Origin of the sequence: Anaerobacillus arseniciselenatis, from assembly GCF_001865995.1 — a bacterium.
Lineage (GTDB): Bacteria > Bacillota > Bacilli > Bacillales > Anaerobacillaceae > Anaerobacillus > Anaerobacillus arseniciselenatis.
On record NZ_MLQQ01000001.1, the window covers coordinates 860,870 to 880,838 of the forward strand.

The 19,969-nt window shown below is 36.6% G+C and carries 20 protein-coding genes; 8 read left to right on the forward strand and 12 right to left on the reverse strand.

Going from position 1 to position 19,969, the window contains the following annotated elements:
• Positions 1 to 217: 217 nt before the first annotated feature.
• Complete coding sequence (locus BKP35_RS04280) at positions 218 to 373, reverse strand: DUF1540 domain-containing protein (protein WP_071312127.1); 156 nt, start codon at positions 371 to 373, stop codon at positions 218 to 220.
• Between the two features lie 185 nt (positions 374 to 558).
• Between BKP35_RS04280 and BKP35_RS04285 the strand changes: the two genes are divergently transcribed.
• Positions 559 to 900 (forward strand): hypothetical protein, encoded by a 342-nt coding sequence (locus BKP35_RS04285; RefSeq protein WP_071312128.1) that lies wholly within the window; start codon positions 559 to 561, stop codon positions 898 to 900.
• A gap of 249 nt (positions 901 to 1,149) precedes the next feature.
• Here the strand turns inward: BKP35_RS04285 and ltrA are convergent, their stop codons facing one another.
• The 6 genes from ltrA to BKP35_RS04310 form a co-directional block, all read right to left on the reverse strand.
• Entirely contained in the window at positions 1,150 to 2,409 is a 1,260-nt protein-coding gene (gene ltrA / locus BKP35_RS04290) for a group II intron reverse transcriptase/maturase (protein WP_071312129.1), read from the reverse strand.
• A 664-nt stretch (positions 2,410 to 3,073) separates the two neighbouring features.
• Positions 3,074 to 4,240 (reverse strand): tyrosine-type recombinase/integrase, encoded by a 1,167-nt coding sequence (locus BKP35_RS04295; RefSeq protein ID WP_071312130.1) that lies wholly within the window; start codon positions 4,238 to 4,240, stop codon positions 3,074 to 3,076.
• Positions 4,241 to 4,700: 460 nt separating this feature from the next.
• Positions 4,701 to 4,835, reverse strand: coding sequence for a hypothetical protein (locus BKP35_RS20040; RefSeq protein WP_281244177.1), 135 nt, complete (start codon positions 4,833 to 4,835; stop codon positions 4,701 to 4,703).
• Between the two features lie 121 nt (positions 4,836 to 4,956).
• Positions 4,957 to 5,874, reverse strand: coding sequence for a tyrosine-type recombinase/integrase (locus tag BKP35_RS04300; protein WP_071312131.1), 918 nt, complete (start codon positions 5,872 to 5,874; stop codon positions 4,957 to 4,959).
• A complete protein-coding gene (locus tag BKP35_RS04305; protein ID WP_071312132.1) occupies positions 5,874 to 7,055 on the reverse strand; it encodes a tyrosine-type recombinase/integrase in 1,182 nt (393 codons plus the stop codon). The genes BKP35_RS04300 and BKP35_RS04305 overlap by 1 nt, the downstream gene beginning before the upstream one ends.
• Position 7,056: 1 nt before the next feature.
• Positions 7,057 to 8,742, reverse strand: coding sequence for a tyrosine-type recombinase/integrase (locus BKP35_RS04310; RefSeq protein WP_071312133.1), 1,686 nt, complete (start codon positions 8,740 to 8,742; stop codon positions 7,057 to 7,059).
• A gap of 631 nt (positions 8,743 to 9,373) precedes the next feature.
• Here BKP35_RS04310 and BKP35_RS04315 point away from each other — a divergent pair.
• From BKP35_RS04315 to BKP35_RS04325, 3 genes are all read left to right on the forward strand, one after another.
• Complete coding sequence (locus BKP35_RS04315) at positions 9,374 to 9,601, forward strand: helix-turn-helix domain-containing protein (RefSeq protein ID WP_071312134.1); 228 nt, start codon at positions 9,374 to 9,376, stop codon at positions 9,599 to 9,601.
• Between the two features lie 236 nt (positions 9,602 to 9,837).
• Entirely contained in the window at positions 9,838 to 10,065 is a 228-nt protein-coding gene (locus BKP35_RS04320; RefSeq protein WP_071312135.1) for a helix-turn-helix domain-containing protein, read from the forward strand.
• A gap of 106 nt (positions 10,066 to 10,171) precedes the next feature.
• A complete protein-coding gene (locus BKP35_RS04325) occupies positions 10,172 to 11,398 on the forward strand; it encodes a site-specific integrase (RefSeq protein ID WP_071312136.1) in 1,227 nt (408 codons plus the stop codon).
• Positions 11,399 to 11,486: 88 nt separating this feature from the next.
• Here BKP35_RS04325 and BKP35_RS04330 read toward each other — a convergent pair whose 3' ends face one another.
• From BKP35_RS04330 to BKP35_RS04340, 3 genes are read right to left on the reverse strand one after another with little or no spacing between them, the layout of a single operon-like run.
• On the reverse strand, positions 11,487 to 12,545 hold the full coding sequence (locus BKP35_RS04330; RefSeq protein ID WP_071312137.1) for a GTPase domain-containing protein: 1,059 nt from the start codon (positions 12,543 to 12,545) through the stop codon (positions 11,487 to 11,489).
• Positions 12,542 to 13,687 (reverse strand): GTPase, encoded by a 1,146-nt coding sequence (locus tag BKP35_RS04335; RefSeq protein WP_084031430.1) that lies wholly within the window; start codon positions 13,685 to 13,687, stop codon positions 12,542 to 12,544. Before BKP35_RS04335 ends, BKP35_RS04330 begins: the two co-directional genes overlap by 4 nt.
• 33 nt (positions 13,688 to 13,720) lie before the next feature.
• Positions 13,721 to 14,455, reverse strand: a complete 735-nt coding sequence (locus BKP35_RS04340) for a YaaW family protein (protein WP_071312138.1) — start codon at positions 14,453 to 14,455, stop codon at positions 13,721 to 13,723.
• A 361-nt stretch (positions 14,456 to 14,816) separates the two neighbouring features.
• Here BKP35_RS04340 and BKP35_RS04345 point away from each other — a divergent pair, with 361 nt between their 5' ends.
• Positions 14,817 to 16,031 carry a site-specific integrase gene (locus BKP35_RS04345; protein ID WP_071312139.1) on the forward strand — a complete coding sequence of 405 codons (1,215 nt, stop codon included), beginning with the start codon at positions 14,817 to 14,819 and terminating at the stop codon, positions 16,029 to 16,031.
• Positions 16,032 to 16,114: 83 nt separating this feature from the next.
• On the opposite strand, the gene groL is transcribed toward BKP35_RS04345, so the two are convergent.
• The gene (groL, locus tag BKP35_RS04350; protein WP_071312140.1) at positions 16,115 to 17,755 is read right to left on the reverse strand and encodes a chaperonin GroEL; all 1,641 of its coding nucleotides are present in this window, start codon (positions 17,753 to 17,755) and stop codon (positions 16,115 to 16,117) included.
• Between the two features lie 133 nt (positions 17,756 to 17,888).
• Complete coding sequence (gene groES, locus BKP35_RS04355) at positions 17,889 to 18,173, reverse strand: co-chaperone GroES (RefSeq protein ID WP_071312141.1); 285 nt, start codon at positions 18,171 to 18,173, stop codon at positions 17,889 to 17,891.
• A gap of 621 nt (positions 18,174 to 18,794) precedes the next feature.
• On the opposite strand from groES, the gene BKP35_RS19360 reads away from it, so the two are divergent.
• The 3 genes from BKP35_RS19360 to BKP35_RS04365 are packed head-to-tail and all read left to right on the forward strand — an operon-like array spanning position 18,795 to position 19,890.
• A complete protein-coding gene (locus BKP35_RS19360) occupies positions 18,795 to 18,953 on the forward strand; it encodes a hypothetical protein (protein WP_169819130.1) in 159 nt (52 codons plus the stop codon).
• Between the two features lie 22 nt (positions 18,954 to 18,975).
• Positions 18,976 to 19,689 (forward strand): CPBP family intramembrane glutamic endopeptidase, encoded by a 714-nt coding sequence (locus BKP35_RS04360; protein WP_071312142.1) that lies wholly within the window; start codon positions 18,976 to 18,978, stop codon positions 19,687 to 19,689.
• Entirely contained in the window at positions 19,690 to 19,890 is a 201-nt protein-coding gene (locus BKP35_RS04365; RefSeq protein WP_071312143.1) for a YdiK family protein, read from the forward strand.
• The last annotated feature ends 79 nt before the right edge of the window (positions 19,891 to 19,969 follow it).

Genomic DNA, 19,969 nt, shown 5'->3' on the forward strand with positions numbered 1-19,969 from the left:
ACGCAACTATATATTGATCTTAGTGGCGAAAATATTGAATTATGAAATTCATTAGATTACACGAAATAACACAATTTTAGAATATGTATAAAGCAATGTAATGGTTCATAAAAATAAAAAAATTATTATTTTTTGTATAATACGCATACAATTGAGAATAATTATCAATAATAAACATATTGAAATGGGTAGCTGGAACTACCCATTTCAATAACTATTACATTCCAGGCTCAAACGTTTTACAATCTGTCTCTTCTTGGTTTGAAGCTTCTTTCCCCTTATTACTTACTACATAAATTTCTTCTGCAGCACACTTATTACCCTTTGCCCAATACGTACAATTGCTTACTTCACATAATACATCTTGTGCCATTATCACTTCACCTCCATTTCCCTATATAGGATAGACTTTTTTGCGTGTTTAAATACAAATGGGAATGGATTAATGATTTCCTTTTAAGAAAATTTATTTCCTTTTTTCTTATAGATATTTCCATTTAGCTGTTGGTTGTAATTATCATCTATGTGGTAATACTGAAAAAAGAAGGAGGAATGTAAATGGAAAAACGTCATCACATTCATGAAGATCACACTCATCAACATAGTATCGCTTGTGGTCATACGAAGATAAGACATAATGACCATATCGATTACATTCATAATGGTCATTTACACCATGAACACGACGGTCATTGGGATGAGTGCAAATTAGAAGTTTCCGATATAAACCCTGATGAATGCCAACCGATAAATTGTGGATGTAACCATGAAGAAGATTGTGGTCACGAACTCGTCCCTCATGGAGATCATTTCGATTATTTAGTGAATGGACGACTTCATCACGTCCACGGTGACCATTGCGATGATCATGGACCAGTAGAATTAGTAACTGTTAAGTAAGAAAAGCGCAAGCGCCTTGGTCAGCTTCGACAAGCGTTGGAGGGCCAGCAACGTTTTGCCTCCTCTTCGATTCCCCCCCATGAATAGGCAAATCTTGATGGACCGAAACGCTCGAGAAGCTAGGCGCTGGAGCTAGACAGTTCCTAAAATTCTTTATACTATCTTATCTTTTTAAATCGAGTAGGAGGGGGTGACTAACCCCCGACCTCTCACACCACCGTACGTACCGTTCGGTATACGGCGGTTCAATTAAGTTTGACGCAGATATTCATATCGTTGATATAGGCTTTTCAACCCTCGATCACGCCAATAGGCGTTATTGAGGGTTTTGTGTAGAATTGGACTTTTAGAAATTCTGTGGTATTTCTTACGAGAATTTCCCCATTCGTATGCTTTTTGCTTTGGTACCCCTAATCCAATGAGTTTTCTTACTTTTGTTTTAGGAAGTTTCCATTGTTTCCATTCGCATACCCGCAGTCTTCTTCTTATCCATTCATCAAATTCTTTGAATTTACTCGGTGTATCTGCTAGCGCATAGTATCCGCACCAGCCAGTTAGGTATTGGTTGAGTTCTTTTATCCGTTGTTCCATGGATATTGGTTTAGATCGTGAAGTAAGTGCTCTCACTTTGGTCTTCAACCGTTCAATACTTTCATTGGCGATCCTGATCTTCGGATTTCTTTGGATCGTAAAACTAAATCCTAGAAACTTACGTTTCCAAGGGCGATCTACTGCTGATTTATCCTTGTTTACTTTCAGCTTTAGCTTCTTTTCAATGAACTCTGATACTGAACTCATAACCCGAGCGCCTGCCTTTTTCGTTTTCACGTAGATGTTACAGTCATCCGCATAGCGCACGAATTTATGTCCTCGACTTTCTAGCTCCACATCTAATTCGTTTAGTATGATGTTTGAAAGAAGTGGACTTAACGGTCCACCTTGAGGGGCACCTTCTTCTGTATCGTGAACAACTCCATTGATCATAACTCCTGCTTGTAGGTATTTTCTGATTAATTTCAGTAGATTTCTGTCCTTTATTTGTTTCACTAAGATACCCATTAGTTTGTCATGATTGACTTTATCAAAGAATTTCTCAAGGTCTATATCAATTACCCATCTATTTCCCTCTTTAATGTATTCCTTTGCCTTCCTTACTGCGTCATGTCCTCGTTTATTCGGACGAAATCCATAACTTTGTTCGGAGAACATTGGATCAAAGATAGGCACTAACACTTGGGTAATCGCTTGTTGAATGAAACGATCCGACACGGTAGGTATGCCTAATAACCTTACTCCGCCGTTCGGTTTCGGGATTTCGACACGACGTACGGGTGAGGGTTGATAGGTACCTTCTCTTAAAGAAGAGCGGAGAGTTTCCCAATTTTCATAGAGATGTCTTCGTAGGAATTTTACGGACATTCCATCTATACCATGGCTTCCTTTATTGCTCTCTACTCGCTTTAGCGCAAGTAAAAGATTTCCTCGTGACAGAATTCGTTCCATTAACAAGTTTGACATTCCTTTCTACGTGAATGAGTGTGTCTGTTTGTTTCAATTCCTGCTCAGCCCTCTTGAAGTCCCCTATGTATTCACCATTTCCTCCTTCAAGTAAGTCCGTGGATTGTCTGCTTCAGCACAGGAAATTGCACGCCTAGCTCTCATTCTTCCTAATTGTTCAGTCCTTTCCTCATCATCTCGAGTTGACGAGGTACTATGACTTCTGCTGACTTCTGACTGTTCAAGTATTCATCGCTGAATAGGTTACCGAGTGGGCTCGGCTTATCAGTCAGACCTCCCCAGGTAAGGGTACAATCTTTCCTTCCATCTATCTGCTTCATTTACTCTGTACCACCTTTGGCAGAAAGGGTTTTGTTTTGTATTGCAAACTCACCCAATGATACCTAGCCTTATATGAAGTTCGTGTTCCTCAGACCGGAAGTTTGCCGCTCGCTTCCTTCAGATTTCACGTCGCCGTGAACACCCTTGCGTTAAGCTAACCGTTACTTCTGCCTTCACGGCTCGGGACTTTCACCCTAGAGATTGCACCCATGCTGGGCACACAATAATAAAAACGCAGTTCATAGTGAACTGCGCTTTTTATTGCAAAAAGTTATGGTGGTTATTAATGCTTTTTAAACCCTATTAGCCTCATTTTCGAGATTAATATATCAGGTTATTCTTGTTTAACCCCCTTATCAGTGGTTTTAGTATTCTTACTGAAGGGATGAATTGAGATCTCAGAAATCGGTAAGTGCGGTCTTACGAATTCATTTATCGAATCAATACTTTTATGACCTAAACGTATACTTACTTGGTAAGGGGATTCACCAGCTTTAACTAGCAAGGTAGCATGCGTTTTCCTTAAATCATGGAAGTTAATTTTCCTTATGTTTGCTTTGTGAACTAAACGATTAAATCTTGCACGTACGGTCGATGTACTTTGAATTCGCCCGTCTTTCTTTGGAAAAATAAGATCTAATTCATAATGGTAGTCATCACCAAGTTGTTCCTTCATCAACTGTTGTCCTTCTTTATGTTTTTGTAGCTTAAGCATTAAATGTGTAGGCAATGGTATCGTTCGGTAGCCACTTCTTAATTCTGCAATGTTGTGTTTAACGTTCCCACCGACAACATTCTTATTAACAGTTATTGTCTCTCGGTCAAAATCAATATCACTCCACGAAAGCGCTAATATTTCTGCTAACCTTACTCCTGTACTAATTTCAAATTCATACATCATACCTTCACCTTCTGAGTGAGCGACTTCAAGTAACTGTTCTACTTCTGATTCACTCAAAATTACCGGAATACGATTCGGAACTCTTACCATGTTCATAAAGCGTACTGGATTTTTATCGAGATATCCTTTCTTCACAGCCGAACGAAACAATGTAGATAAAAAGGTATGAACGCTACCAATTGTACTTTTCGAATATCCTTCACGGTCTTTTTGAGCAATTAATTCTGCTATTTCCTGTTCAGTAATTTCATGAAGGTACTTATCACCAAAATATGGAACAATATGTTTATTTAATAAAGCTTGTCTCACTTTGAAAGTCGTTTGTTTAATCACATGAGCGTGTTCCCCATAAAACCAATCTTCTACGTATTCATTAAAAAGGACCTTTGTTGCCTGTTGCCCTTTTTGTTCTGTTTCCAATAAAATACTTAATTCACTTTTATCGCTTCCAAGTTCATCAAGAAACTTATCGGCCTCTTCACTCGTAGGAAATGATTTTTGCTTCATATAGTGTTTGCCAGTTCTAGAATCTAATCTCTCATCGTAAATCACTGCATAACTAGTTTTCATTTCATTTTCAATTACTACTTTCTTGATCATCCTTTTACCTCCAATTTTTAAGTATGTATGGGGGTCTATACAACAACTGCCAAAACACATACTCACTTGTTTTATTTTTTTAATTTCACATAACTATGAATCTTATGAAGTTTAAACATTATTTATTGATTTTGACTTATAAGAAACTTTTATTGTTTTACATGAATCACCCCTTCCAAACCTTATTCAACGTCAATATGACAAATAAAAAAGGGCAGACGGATTCGTGAGTAATCACTAATCCATCGCCCTGGTTCTTCCAGCTGCAATGATTTACATAAGGCAACTATATTAAATTATCTTCATTATAGTTGAAGGTATTACTACGTAGCAATTACTAGCGATAAAAAAATTCTACATTTATTCATTAGTTAAGAATATCGCTCACGAAGCCTCAAGACTGAGATTTACTTGTCCAGTTGAAGCAATACTCCCGTAAAATCTACAACACTATTCAACGTTAATTAATTTTCCTATCTGAATCGTTGTCGTGCCATCTAAGTGATAAAAGTTCCCCTCTTCTTGCACCTGTAGCATGCATGACAAGAACCAATTGGCTCCACAGTTTAAATCCAGCACTTGAATGATTGTTCATTTTCCTCATTCCTTTCATTGTTTTAATAAGATCTTCTTTCTCAACTGCTAACCCGTTGTAAGGGTAGTTAAAGATGTCCTTTACAAATAACTACCCTTACTTATTCAAATTGTCATTTGAACTAATCAAGATATCCATTTAATTCAACATGAAGAGGTAAGTAACCCAACGTTGTTTTTAATTTTTTATGTCGAAGTTGTCTTTGTATCGACTTGTAATCTCTGCCCTCCTTATACAATAGATAGGCCATTGTTGCTCTTAAATCATGGTTGGTTACTTTCCGTGGTATGTTTGCCTTCTTTCTAAGGTGATCCAACAACTTATTAAGGTCTGCCGGAGTATAAGGCTTGTTTTTCATAAAAAACAACTCCTTATCTTTTTCCTTTGACCAGGCTTTAAAGTAGGGATGATTAAGATATTCCCTAAGCTTCTTACGGAGGGCAGGTGTCAATCGAACCGTACCGATTTTCGTTTTACGCCCTTTATCAATGACAATGATATTGTGTTCCAAATCGATTTGTGAAACCGTCAACCTACATAATTCCGTTGCTCTTAATCCACAAGTGGTTTGAAGCAAAAGGATTAAATAGTATTGTTGAAAAAAAGGATCCAGATCGTAGGCTGACTTTAAAAGCTTTAAGCAATCCTCTTCACTTAACGCTCTATTTCGAAACGATTCGTAGTAGAATGGATTTTTAAAATGTCTCAGTGGATTATATTCCATCAAGTCATAATCCACCAATAAATCCATAAAGCTTTTTACGACGGTAAAACCAAGCTTCGCTTGTGATTTTGTTTTATGATCGTGAAGATACTCAATAAATCCATCCATAAAATCAAGGTCAATCGGGGCATACCGATCATGAATCTTGCTGTAATAAAACTTGTCAAAATCAAGCTCCCCCTTCCACCCCGCTAACCCTAAATAGTCGTCAAAGCCTTTTAAATGGCTAATATACATTTGAACCGAATTGGGCTTTAAGGTATTGAGTTCCATCCACTTCTGAAAGTACATCGACGAAAAGAGAATTCCTTCCACTAGACATCCCCTCCTAAGTGCTTTAATTGGTCTGTTTCAAGCTTTGCAAATGGATGTTTATCGATTGCTTTTTGGTACTGTTCATCAAATAAATTTAAATAAACCTCTGTAGATGCAATGGATTTATGCCCTAAAAGTTTTTGGACTATATAAATATCCATTCCGCTTTCAAGGGCATAGATCGCAAAGGAATGCCTTGCGGAGTGAGTCGAATAATTCACTTTCACCTCTTCTCCACGATCACTATCCCATACTTTATCTTGAATCACGCCATCTTCTATAGCCCTGTCAATCAACCCCCTGACCATTTTTTGAATCGCCCGATTGGAAAGAGGGGTATTTCCATTGTCGTCTGAAAAAACGTAAAGACGATTGTGTTCTGTTTCACTTAACACATTCTTTAAGTGAGAGTAAGTAAAATCGAGATAGTATTTCATTGCCTTAATGGCTCCTTTTGTCATATACCGTTTCACTTTTGCTCGTTTTTTCCGTCCTTTCGCTTTGACTTTTATCCAGCCTTGCTTGAGATTCACATCACCAATTTCAAAATGTAGCTCGTCCACTCTCATCCCTGTCCCCACCAGCACCCAAAGCATCGTATAGTTTCGAAGGGCACACCGTGTTAAGCGGGACAAATTAAGTAAATAATCAATTTGTTCTGCGGTAAAGGCTCGTGGGGGCTGTGGGTCTGGATCTTGAAGTTCTAATGCTCCATCATTTAACTGGTTTATTTTTTTCTGACTTAATACATTACGAGCTACCGAATCAATAAAAGACCTTAAAAATGCAGCTTTCTTCCTTCGAGTCGCCTCTGCCTTTCCTGGCTGTTGTAAATAAGCCGCTAACTTTTCAGGGGTTAACACCTCTTTAAGTTGGATATCTGTTGATAGATTTTTATCAATGTTAACCCCAAAATACTTACAAAAACTTCTTAGTTCACTTTTGTAAGATTTTTGTGTCGAAGGTGATACACTCTGATAAATTGAAAATTCTTCATTCAAATAATTTTGAGCAGCCTCTAATAACGTGATATCATGACTATTTAGTTTCTTTTGTTCTGTTAATATAACTCCAATGGAGGTTAACTCTTTCTCCACTTGAACTTGCCCGTATTTATTCAAAAGAGTTTGTAATTCATTATGGATAGTGAATTGAGGATGGTCCTCTTTTTCTAGGGCCACGTTAATGCACCTCCCACGGAAAGGAAATCTGTTGTGCTTTTTCTTTCACTTCGTCCTCTGTCCGGTGGATATAAAGGGACGTTGTGGCCAGTGAATCGTGCCGAGCTAATCGTTTAAGTGCCTTGGGTACAACATCTTGCTTGGTTAGGCGCGTAATATAAACGTGCCGCAATTGATGGGGGCCACTCGCTTCTTTCCAGTCTGCAATCAAGGTATAGATTCGGTACTTTAAAGATAAGAGGGATCTTAGTGGTTGTTCCTTTTTTCCAAACACTAACCCGTTCTCTTGCTTTTGTACCTCCTGTAAGAGATCCATTACCCGTGGAGGTAGTGGTAAGGAGTGCACCTTTCCTCCCTTTGCTGTAAACTTTACATCCTGAAGGCTCCAATTAATGTTTTCCCAACGTAATTTCGCCAGTTCACATGATCGAAACCCAAGATAGAGCATAAACCCGAAGGCAAGTTTATCTAGTTGTGGCGCGTCCGAATATTGATCAATAGCAGCAAAGAACTTTTCGATCTCCGCATCCGTTGGCATATACCGAGATTGATAGTCATCCCCCTCGATATTTCGTATGCCTCTTGTAATATCGCTTTTCAAAAACCTCATATGATAGAGGGTACTAAAGACCGTTTTGATATTTTTGAAATGTTTCATAGAACCATTTTCTGCAAACCGGCCGCTTTGGACCCCCTTGATGAGATAGTTTTTATACGTCTTTAAGTGTTCTTGCGTGAACAAAGTAAAGGGAACTTTTTCGATAGGATAAGCACTAAAGTCATTTAGAACATTGCAGGACCATCGTAAGTAACGATGCAGATCATATCGGTACTTATCTAACCGCTCAGGTGTTGTTCCCTGCCGCTTTTTATACATCAGAAACGATTGCACGGCTGGCGGCAGCACCACCTCTATCCGTTCTTTCGGTGTATACGTTAAAGAGGATTCGGTAAAGGGATTCATTTGTTTGTAAAATAAAGCAAAGTTTTGGTAATAAAATTGACTCGTCATGACCTCTGCATAGAGTTCCGGATTCAAAAAGTCTTCTCGTCCAAGTTCGGATGGTTTTTTACGAGTCGCCTTACTGACCATTGACTCAAATTCAGTAAACCGTAAAATGAGTTGGAATACCGATTTATAATTGAGCTTTTTCGACCGCTTTACTAAAAACTGTTGAATCGGTTTGACCTCTAGCTCACTGATCAGATTGTCAATGAACCACTGCTTTAATCCCTTCTCCCCTAAGGGAATCACGGCCTTTTGATGAGAGGTTTGAAATAAGCTTTCCATAATGGAGATCAACTCTTTCTGCGTAAATTTATCTCCATTATGCGCAAGCATGCTTGATTTTAAACCTAGTTCCACCGAATTTTTTGTCAGATAACTTCCGGACCATGTACTTAAGTTCTCTTCTCCAGTTCCAGAAATATACTTCTTCAAAAAGCCTTCTACACTGCTTATCCCATCAAATTCCGAAACGGTATCTTCTTCTTTCTCAACGGATTGTTTTTCTTCCATATCCACACCATCCTGTTCAGAAATGTCATTTGGAGAAGCACCAGAAAAATCATTTTCAGAAACAGTCAAATTACCTTCCGAAGAATGATCATCTGAGTTGCTTCCTTGATGTGCTTCTTCAAAAGTAAAATCAAATAAAGATAGCTGCATTGGATCTTGGGTTTGCATAAAAAATCCCCCTTACATATTTTTTTCAAAACTTAAAACGCAAATCTATTTTCTAGTAGCATAAAGAAACAAAAAAAGCACTGCCCTTATATCTGTAGAAGACACACCTATGGTGTACTTCTGCAGATATAGAGGCAGTGCTTCTGCTCTAAATCTATTTAAAAATAGACTATTAAATTATATTACTAAGCTTTCAATAACTTTCTTGAACTGCTTATGATTTAAATCTATCACAAAAAAAGTAGCTTATCAAACATAAGTCAAAAATTTTTTAAGAGAAACATTTTTGGTTAAGAAATAGGATAATCTCCAATCTTTAAAAGAAAAGTTTCAATATATTTTTATTAGTAATAACGCAGTAAACATGTTATCAATTCGATTCATTGTTTTCAACAAAAATAATCAAACCGCAATTTAGCGCTTGACAATTCAATATATATCATTTTATGATGTTTAACATAATCAAATTAAATAAAATCAATTGGGTCAACCCCACAGATTGGATCAGGAAGGACCTGCCAATCCAAGTATAAGATTACTTCAGTGTGATCTTATTATCTTAGGATGCAGTCTGCCTTTCTTTCCATATCTGTGGGGTTTTTATTTTTGATTTAACAGGAGGTAATGAAAGTTGAAAAAAACAGAAAAGTACATCCCTTGGGAATCTCTACCGGTTTTTTTGACAGCACAGCAAGTGTGCGAAATCCTGGAGATGTCCAGAAGAAGGGTTTATGAGTTATTTAAAATTCATGTTGATCATGGTGGTATTCCTACATTTCAAATCGGAGCAACAATAAGAGTAGACAAAAGGGACTTTAAACAATGGAATGATGCGGTAAAAGGTAACAACTCTAGATAAGTAAAAATTTTTATGTACCTATGTTCGCCATTCAATAATTAATAAGTTAACATGGAAACAAGAAAGAATAAAATCAACCGGGTTAAACAAACCCCACAGATTGGAATGAGGAAGCACCCATCCAGTCAAGAAATAAGATGGTTAATTTTCTATTACACCACCTTGTTGTCTTGGAATGCGTGTGTCTCCTATTACATCTGTGGGGTTTTTCTTTTAACCTAACAGGAGGTAATTTTATGAAGGAAACAAAAAGATACACAACTTGGGAATCCCTACCGGATACTTTGACAGCACAACAAATTAGCGAATTCCTTGGAATAGCTAGAAAAACAGTTTACGAGTTATTTAAAGTTCCTGTTGATCAAGGTGGAATTCCTAACTATGAAATTGGTAATTCCAAAAGGGTTGAAAAGACTGATTTGAAACTATGGATAAAGCGATTGAAAGATAAAAAATCAGCATAATGGTTGATGCAAACAAATGTAATTGGAAAAGGCTCTAAAAAAAGTTTTTTGAGCCTCTTCCTACCTTTGTTCATAAATAAACTTGAAAGCGAGGTAATCAATAGGTATGAAAGGTTATTATAAAAGAAGGAATTGTGAGTGTGATGACCCTAAAAAATGTTCTTGTGGAAAAACATGGACATACTGGGTAGACATTGGACCCGACCCGAAAACTGGAGAAAGACGACAAATATCTAAGGGCGGTTTTAAAACAAAGAAAGATGCAGAAGATGCTGTAGCAGCGTTAATAACTGATGTGAAACAAGGTACTTTTATCAAGGAGTCAAAGATTTTATTTAAGGACTTTGCTGAGCAATGGTTGCCTATGTACATTGACCGAACTTGTCCTAAACCAGGAACCATTCGGCTTCGAAAATATGGAATAAAAAAATTGCTCCCCTACCTTGCTCACATAAAGCTAAAAAATGTTTCAGAGGAAATGTTCCAAGAAGCATTAGATGATTTAAAGGCTAATAATTTGGCCAAAAGTACACTGGAGGGCATTCTTGCAACGGGTAAAATGATTTTTGATATGGCCGTCCATAAGAAACTGATAAGAGAAGATCCGACAAAGAAGGTCTATATAAAAAAGGATCCGAAAGTAATCAATGAAACAGATGATGAGAAGAATCAGGATGAGGATCTTCCAAATTACTTTGAAAAAGACGAACTCAAAGTCTTTTTGGATGCAGCTAAGAAATATGGATTGTTTATGGATGTTCTCATATTCACTCTGTTAGCGTATACAGGGATGCGGGTAGGTGAGTTAGTTGTACTTAAATGGAAAGATATTGATTTCACAAAGCGAACTGTCCGCATTAACAAAACGTACTATAACGAATATAACAATATCGCTAAATATGAATTAGTACTACCTAAAACAGAGAAATCCAAACGAAAAATTGTGGTATCAAACCTTGTTGTTGAAATGTTAAAGAAATATAAAGAAGAACAAGAAACAATCATTGCTAGATTAGGGGATTCATACAATAATAAGGGATTTATTTTTACAAATGTTAAAAGCCATCAAGGCCTCCCTATCTTAACAAAGTTAGTGGAAAATAGGATGACAAGATTACTTAAATTAGCCAATTTAAATACCAAACTTTCCCCTCACAGTTTACGTCATACACACACTTCACTACTTGCAGCAGCTGGAGTAGAACTCGAGGACATTAAAGATCGCTTAGGCCACTTTGATGATGCAATAACCAGGAAGATATACCTTCATGTAACAGATCCTGTGAAGAAAGAAGCATCTGATAAATTTGATAACTTCATGGAAAGCGCTTAGTAATCAGTCGCAGCAGAAGCCAAAATATGAAAAATAAATAAAATAATCATATTTTGGCTTTTTCTAGTATTTAGTTTTAAAAATTTGATTAGTTTAAAACACCTTCACTAACCTCTATTAACGTTGATTCTATTTCTTTTTTCCTCTTCTCCTGTTCCAGCATTAACTTTGATCTGAACTTGTTAATAAAAGAAGTTAAGTCTGACTCTACCACCGATTTTCTTTTTCCTATAAGTATGTCCCTTAAAATAATGTGGAGCTCCTGGTCTTCTTCATATGTTATTGTCAGTTCATCCCCAAATTCAAACTTGAAGTTTTCAGTCTCTAAATTTAGTTCTTTAGCGAAAATACTATAATTTTTATATGTTTCTTTTAGCTCAATCACAAAATCTCTTGTTTTTTTATTTAAGCGCTTTTTGATAAAAAGTCTGCAATCTTCTAAAATTGCATCATAAACATTCTCTTTATTTAAACCTGCGATTGAAAGTTTATCTACATGCTCAGAGTGCAGCGATTTAATAAAATGATTTATTTCATTTTTAATAATGTTTTCATATCTTGCTGGCAACCTGATAATTAGAGACTCCCAGAAGTTTCTTAATGTTACTTCTTTAATTTCTTCTTTCCCAAACGGTTTAGTAATTGTACCATTCATCATTTTCTTTTCTTCCGCACAAACAAATACTGTATCAATATCTTTAAAATCACTCAATTCTTTCTTTAGATTTTCGCCTTCTTCAACGGTTATGTTGTCTGCCTTGGTGAAAATCACCGTTACTTTGTATTTCTCTTCAAGAAATTTGCCAATTATTTTTTTATCAAAGTCTTCCACTCTGTGTCCCCCGGTTGAAATACAATAGAACACGGAATGGAACCAGCTTTTAGGTGAAGTATCAAGGCTCCGCTTGGATAATTCATCTTCTAACTCATCCAACCATTCTTTATCCTTACCTACTTCTAGTCCCCAGGAATCAAATAAAGTTATAGGTAACTGATTGATCTGTATATCTATCGGATGGAACCCTCTCTCAGTAACTGGTTTCCCCGTTTTCGCTTCTCTGACTTTTTCACCATATAAATAATTAATCAAAGTACTTTTCCCTACACCGGTCTTACCAACTACGACAACATTATATTTATAGCTCAATTGTTTTCTTCCTTTTCTTTATCCATAAATTTTTGTGTTTCTTTTATTACCGCACCCTTAATAATATCAATAAACTCATCGTCGATATTATTTATAAATTGCTCAACATCTTCTATTTCTCCATCAAGCACTTTTTGATTAATTCTATAACATGTTTCAGAGAGTCCAAAACCAATTCCTGCAGTAATCGACGCAGCTACCCCGCCTGTAATTAAACCGCCAGCATAAGTTCCAATACCAGGGAAAAATTTAAGCAGTTGTCCAGCAACCCAAACACCACCTTTAGTAACTAATCCTGGCAGGCCAATCCCTATAGCAAACTCTTTTAATCGCTTATACAGGAAGTTCATTTCGTATACATATATTATTCTTGCAAACAAAGTCGCCTGATTTGCTAATAGAACCGGTGCATCTGAAAAAGGCACCGGGGTTAAACCTACAAAACCCGCTCCGGAGGTATGCTGAATAATAATGTTCTTTGCCTTTTTCTTTTTAATATTTAAATTAATTTTTTGTGCAGAAATAAAAGCGAGTTCTAAAGCAGAAGGTAAATTTATAAGGGACCAATCAATCAAGCTATTTAACTCAAGATAATTTAATGATGAATCTATTGTAGTTTCGTATGTCTGTACTTCTGGCAGTGAATTATGTACTGTACTTCTTAACATATCAAGGTCATCTCTTGAAACTAAATCACATTTAGTAAATACAACAGCAACAGGGATATTGTTGTCTTTTAGTGTTTTTATTATCCTCTCATCAAAATCCAGAAATCTTGCACTAGTCGCCTGAATACAATACCATACCAGATGGATACTTTTTTCTGGAATAGACCTGTTTAAAATGGCATATTCAACTATCTCTTTCAAATAGTTCTTTTGTTCTTCACTCCCGATTTCATATCCTTTTGTGTCAAATAAGACTAACGAAAGATCTTCATCTTCATATGCTTGAGTATTTTTAGTTACCGACCTACCAACACCTGTGGCAGCCCAATCTTTACCGAAAACAGTATTAATTAAGGAACTTTTCCCAACGCCTGTACCTCCAGTAATTAGTATATTCGGTTTTTCAACGTTAGCCTTTAATTCCTCATATTCCTCCTGAATTTTTTTAGTTATTTCATCAAATTTCACTTCCATTTTCTCACTCCTTAGTTATGGGGTTCTTAATAATCAACTCTCTTCATCAAATACAGCTCTCATATAAGCAACCTGAATAACTGATGGTATAGTTACTCTGTATGCAGGACCTGCCAAATCAACTGCAGTCCATAAGCCCATGATAGTCCATCCTACGGGGCCGGCAAATATTCCTAATACTCTTGCAAGTGCAGCATTTCCGCCTAGTGCTATTCCTCTTCCTAATAATTGTTTGGATACTGCATTGGCTACAATCATCGCCAATTGATAGGATTTAAATCCTCCAGCTTTAATTGCAGCCTGTATTGCCACTAGTACAGCTTGTTTATTAAAGGTATCCATTTTTAAATCAAGTTCTTCAATTACCTTTTTTAATTCTTCATTATCCATTTTTTCCAGAGAATCCGTCAGAATTTTCATGAGTAAGTTTCTTTCAATAATTACTACATCACTTTTATTGTTAAAATTTACTTTCAATTTTTTACAAACATCAATTAATATTTCTTTATAATAAACACCTTTATTCCCACGTATTACTCTAGCAACCCCATTTGATCCATACGTTTGAAGTTCAGCAGCAATCAGATCCCAGTAAGCCTGATGATTTGGAGTATTATCTACATATTTACGCTCCATAGCTAATTCAGAATTAAATCTCTTTTTACCTTTTTGATTTTTGGTTAAATAATTTACGAGGATCTCTAAATCTTCATTATTACTATACTTTAAAAAGACTAAATCTTTATCTTCTCTAAAATTTAACCCCATTCTTCTCATCCTTTCTGTCTATTTAAAACATTTTTCTCCAATTTTTGCTAATTCTCTATATTAATTTTAACAGATTATTTTTCTCTTTTGTTATAACTATTTAGAATAATCAAATTAAAAAATTTAGTGTAACCACATAACCCTCTATATTAATTCTCGGAAAAAATAAAACGTGAAAAGGGCAAGTGCTTTTTTAATAAACTACTTTTGGTTATGACGATTAATTCAGGACATGGCCAAGGATCTAAATATCATATCGCCTTTCTGCTGTAAAAATCTATGTATGAATTTTTTCTTCTTCAAAGGGCATAATGAAATTTTGTAACAGATCATTTTTATGAAAGCGAGGTTATTCAATGAAATGAAAGGACATATCTTCAAAAGAGGGTGCACATGCAAAAAGAAGAGAAAATGTACTTGTGGTGCTAAGTGGGCTTTTGTAGTGGATATCGGGACAGACCCCCTTACTGGCAAAAGAAAACAGAAGACAAAAAGTGGTTTTCGAAACCAAGAGGAAGCTGAAGCCGCTGCGACTACGCTTATTTATGAGTTAAGCCAAGGAACATATGTGGAAGAAACGGATCAAACCTTTAGTGACTTTGCAAAAGAGTGGCTTCCCATCTACAGTGAGTCGAAAGAGGTAAAGCCAGGAACCATTCGCGTCCGTCTTCATGAAATCGGAAAATTGTTACCCTACTTTGCCCAATTAAAATTAAAAGACATCACAAGAAAAATGTACCAAGATGCTCTTAACGATTTAAAGGAACAAGGGTATTCCGATAGAACCAGAGAGGGGATTAACCAAACAGGAAGAATGATTTTCCGAAAGGCACTAGAGCTAGAGGTAATTAAGAAAGATCCGACGGAGTTTGCTTATGTAAAAAGGGACAAGAAAACGATTGAACAGCTTGAGGAAGAGGAAATTCCCAAATACCTTGAAAAGGAAGAGCTTGCATTGTTTTTAAGAACAGCCAAGAATTATGGGTTAGAACTCGATTACTTGGTGTTCCTTGTTCTTGCCTACACAGGAATTCGTGTTGGAGAATTGGTCGCTCTTAAGTGGAAGGATATTGATTTTCTTAATCATACCATCAGCATTACGAAAACGTATTATAATCCAAATAATAATACGAGGAACTATCAGTTAGTAACACCAAAAACAAAAAAGTCACGACGAAAAATTGTTGTTGATGAAGTGATCATTAACGCGCTAAAAGAACACAAAGAAGTGCAAATGAAAGTCATGGAACATTTAGGTAGTGATTACTACAACCACGACTTTATCTTTGCCAAAATGGAAAGGCTACATGGCTATCCTATCGTCATTAAGACTGTGCAAAACCGAATGGCACGGTTACTTGCTTTGGCAGATTTAAACCAAGAACTAACACCACACAGTTTAAGACATACGCACACGTCCCTTCTTGCCGAGGCTCGTGTGTCACTGGAACAAATCATGGATCGGCTTGGTCATACTGATGACCAAATCACAAAAAATGTGTACCTCCATGTGACGCAAGAAATGAAAAAAGAAGCCTCTCAAAAGTTCAGTGAACTTATGAGAAGCCTCCGTTAATTATCCTCAATGTTAGCAAAATGTTAGCAAACCACTCTCACCTTACTAACAAACCCATTCATACCAAGGGTTCAAGGGGCAGTTTACATCATGCCGCCCATGCCACCCATTCCGCCCATGCCGCCCATATCAGGCATTGCAGGAGCTCCACCTTCTTCAGGCTTATCAGCGATAACTGCTTCTGTCGTTAAGAACATTGCAGATACACTTGCTGCGTTTTGAAGTGCAGAACGAGTAACTTTTGTAGGGTCTACGATACCAGCTTGGATCATGTTTACCCACTCACCAGTCGCAGCGTTGAAACCAATTCCAACTTCTTCGTTCTTTAAACGTTCAACGATTACTGAACCTTCAAGACCTGCGTTGTGAGAGATTTGACGTACTGGCTCTTCAAGTGCACGAAGAACTAAGTTAACACCTGTTAGCTCATCGCCTTCAGCTTCAATAGTTTTCACAGCGTTAACAACGTTAACTAGTGCTGTTCCACCACCAGATACGATTCCTTCTTCTACTGCTGCACGAGTTGAGTTAAGTGCATCTTCAATACGAAGCTTCTTCTCTTTTAGCTCAGTTTCAGTTGCAGCACCAACTTTAACTACTGCTACTCCACCAGCTAATTTAGCAAGACGCTCTTGAAGCTTTTCTTTATCGAACTCAGAAGTTGTTTCTTCTAATTGAGCACGGATTTGTTTTACGCGAGCTGCGATCTGATCTGTCTGACCAGCACCTTCTACAATTGTTGTGTTTTCTTTTGTTACAACAACTTTAGAAGCGCGTCCTAATTGAGTAATTGCTGTAGATTTAAGGTCAAGACCTAGATCTTCAGTAACTACTTCACCACCAGTTAAGATAGCGATATCTTCAAGCATTGCTTTACGGCGGTCACCGAAACCAGGAGCTTTAACAGCAACTGCGTTAAATGTTCCACGAAGTTTATTTACAACTAATGTTGCAAGTGCTTCACCTTCAACATCTTCAGCGATTAGTAAGATTGGCTTACCTTGTTGAACAACTTGCTCAAGAACAGGTAAGATTTCTTGGATGTTAGCAATTTTCTTATCAGTAATAAGGATATATGGATTTTCAAGAACTGCTTCCATTTTGTCAGAGTCTGTTACCATGTACGGAGAAGCGTAACCACGGTCAAATTGCATACCTTCTACAACTTCTAACTCTGTGTTAAATCCTTTAGATTCTTCAATTGTAATTACTCCGTCGTTTCCAACGCGCTCCATTGCTTCAGCAATTAATTGTCCTACTTCTTCATCAGCAGAAGAAATAGCAGCAACTTGTGCGATTGATTCTTTACTTTCAATCGGCTTTGAAATTGCTTGTAGCTCTTGAACAGCTTTTGCAGTCGCTTTTTCAATACCTTTACGAAGTACCATTGGGTTAGCACCACTTGTTACGTTCTTTAACCCTTCGCGGATCATTGCTTGTGCTAATACTGTTGCAGTTGTTGTACCGTCACCAGCAATATCGTTTGTTTTACTAGCAACTTCTGCAACTAATTTTGCACCCATATTTTCAAATGCATCTTCAAGCTCGATTTCTTTTGCAATTGTTACACCGTCATTTGTAATAAGAGGTGAACCAAATTTCTTCTCTAATACAACATTACGTCCTTTTGGTCCTAATGTTACTTTTACAGCATCAGCTAAAGCGTCTACACCACGAAGCATAGCGCGACGTGCGTCTTCGCTAAATTTAATTTCCTTTGCCATTTTTTCTACCTCCTAATTTTCTATGTAGTAGGAATGAGTTCCTACGTATTTTAAAGATACTTTCATAGCTTCTTATGTGCTTTTCATGTAAAATAGACTTTTAAAACTATTTACATAAAATTTAGAAACTATATTAGTTAACGATCGCTAATACGTCGTTTTCACGAAGGATTAAGTATTCTTTACCATCAAGTTTAACTTCAGTGCCTGCGTACTTAGAGTAGATAACCTTATCTCCCTCTTTAAGTTCTAATGCTACACGTTCGCCACTCTCTAAAATGCGGCCAGAACCTACAGCAACTACACGCCCCTCTTGTGGCTTTTCTTGCGCTGAATCCGGAAGTACGATTCCGCTAGCAGTTTTTTCTTCAGTTTCTACTTGTTCGATCACAATACGATCACCTAATGGCTTTAACAAGGAAAACAACCTCCCTCATTTAACTTATTTTTTAGTTATTAGCACTCAGGTCTTACGAGTGCTAACACAATTATTATGATAATCATTTCAATTCTATTTTGCAAGTATTTTTACTAATTTTTTAGAAAAACTTGGCTTTACCTTCAATTATAGAGATAACCTTCATTTTTCTTAAACAATTACAAAATAACGTTAAAAACTAGTGATAGTGAACTTGAAAAATTATCCTTCATTAATTTTGACCTTTTATAGTATATTTATACGAGTGAATTTCATAATTACCTAAATTGAGCCATATCAAACTATATGTAGTTGCGAGCGGTTTAACGCAACTACATATAGTTACTTAATGGCGTTAATAATGAATTATGAAATTCATTATTACAGAGTCGTTTTAAGATTTTTATAATGCTTTTTATCCATAAATTAAAGAGTTTTGTGTTAAAATTATAGAAGTGATTTTAGTTGGATTGTTGGTTTGTTGGTTTGTGGCTAGTTGGTTAGGACCTTCGCCCAACTTTTCATATTAGATAGTGACGATATGTCGTCAGGCGGGTTTTGTATGAAAAAGGCGGATGATTTCGTGAACGAGCCTCTGAGATTCGTTAGAAGGTCACAGCGATGAGAAGGAAATCATCCGCCTTTTCCGTATTAGAAAGAGGTGCTCATGCGGTTACTCGTCGCAAAGCTACATGGAGTAATCTCAAAGCTGTAATCCATGGTGTGATTGGGTCAGTAGCTATCTTATCGAGTTTCTCAAACAAATTCTTACAATTATAAATTTTAAAAAGGAGTTTTCAATTTGACAAAAAGGTACTGGTTAGTCTTACTAACTTATATTTTAATGCAGTTATCAGCTATTATCGGTATTCCAATTTTAATGCTAATGGGAATGGATGAAAAGCAAATACCGGGAATTTGGACTTTATTTAGTTTTTCTACTGGTTTAATCATAATTTTACTTCTGTTAAGACAAGATATGAAAGATCGTCACTTAGTCCGTGACCGCAGTACGAGAAGCGATGCTATTCTATGGGGATTTACTGGTATTTTTATGGCATTCGCCGCCCAATACTTTGCCGTTCTTATTGAAATGAGTGTTTTTGGAATCGAACCTGGATCTGAAAATACCGAAATGATCGTTGAAATGGCAAAAGCAACCCCGGCTCTAATTTTAGTCGTAGCAGTCATTGGTCCAATCTTAGAAGAAATTATTTTCCGAATGATTATTTTCGGAAGCCTTTATAAACGTTTCAACTTCTGGATTGCCGCCATTTTTAGTTCAGTCATTTTTGCGGCTGTTCATATGGATTTTGAGCATTTACTCGTCTATACATTTATGGGGATCGTCTTTGCTTTCCTATATGTGAAAACAAAGCGCATTATCGTACCGATCATCGCACACGTTGCCTTAAATAGCTTTGTTATGATCGTTCAAGTTATTTTTGGAGATCAACTTTTAGAGCTACAAAGAAATTTAGAGGAAATGCAAGGATTTATTGGAGGACTATTTTAAATGAAATCACCGCGTTTTTGGGGTTATATGTATCTTTTTATGGGTTTTAGTTTTGTTTATTTAGCCATTCAACAAAGTAGCCGTTCTGGCACATTTGACCTGTTCACAATCGCTTTAATGGCCATCGCTGCTTACGATTTCATGATCGGAATAAGGTATTTAACACTAAAGCCAAAAACAACCGAAAAAAAAGATGATTAACATTTGTTGCATAAACGAATAATACACTAGCTTTATTAAATAATCTCACCAACAAGTGAGTTATTTCTTCAAAAAAAGG

Bases quoted from the DNA above. Each gene is read 5' to 3' on its own strand.
- BKP35_RS04280 (WP_071312127.1), bottom strand. From the start codon at position 373: ATGGCACAAGATGTATTATGTGAAGTAAGCAATTGTACGTATTGGGCA.
- BKP35_RS04285 (WP_071312128.1), top strand. From the start codon at position 559: ATGGAAAAACGTCATCACATTCATGAAGATCACACTCATCAACATAGT.
- BKP35_RS04295 (WP_071312130.1), bottom strand. From the start codon at position 4,240: ATGATCAAGAAAGTAGTAATTGAAAATGAAATGAAAACTAGTTATGCA.
- BKP35_RS20040 (WP_281244177.1), bottom strand. From the start codon at position 4,835: ATGAACAATCATTCAAGTGCTGGATTTAAACTGTGGAGCCAATTGGTT.
- BKP35_RS04310 (WP_071312133.1), bottom strand. From the start codon at position 8,742: ATGCAAACCCAAGATCCAATGCAGCTATCTTTATTTGATTTTACTTTT.
- BKP35_RS04320 (WP_071312135.1), top strand. From the start codon at position 9,838: ATGAAGGAAACAAAAAGATACACAACTTGGGAATCCCTACCGGATACT.
- BKP35_RS04325 (WP_071312136.1), top strand. From the start codon at position 10,172: ATGAAAGGTTATTATAAAAGAAGGAATTGTGAGTGTGATGACCCTAAA.
- BKP35_RS04335 (WP_084031430.1), bottom strand. From the start codon at position 13,687: ATGGAAGTGAAATTTGATGAAATAACTAAAAAAATTCAGGAGGAATAT.
- BKP35_RS04340 (WP_071312138.1), bottom strand. From the start codon at position 14,455: ATGGGGTTAAATTTTAGAGAAGATAAAGATTTAGTCTTTTTAAAGTAT.
- BKP35_RS04345 (WP_071312139.1), top strand. From the start codon at position 14,817: ATGAAAGGACATATCTTCAAAAGAGGGTGCACATGCAAAAAGAAGAGA.
- groL (WP_071312140.1), bottom strand. From the start codon at position 17,755: ATGGCAAAGGAAATTAAATTTAGCGAAGACGCACGTCGCGCTATGCTT.
- BKP35_RS19360 (WP_169819130.1), top strand. From the start codon at position 18,795: ATGAGAAGGAAATCATCCGCCTTTTCCGTATTAGAAAGAGGTGCTCAT.
- BKP35_RS04365 (WP_071312143.1), top strand. From the start codon at position 19,690: ATGAAATCACCGCGTTTTTGGGGTTATATGTATCTTTTTATGGGTTTT.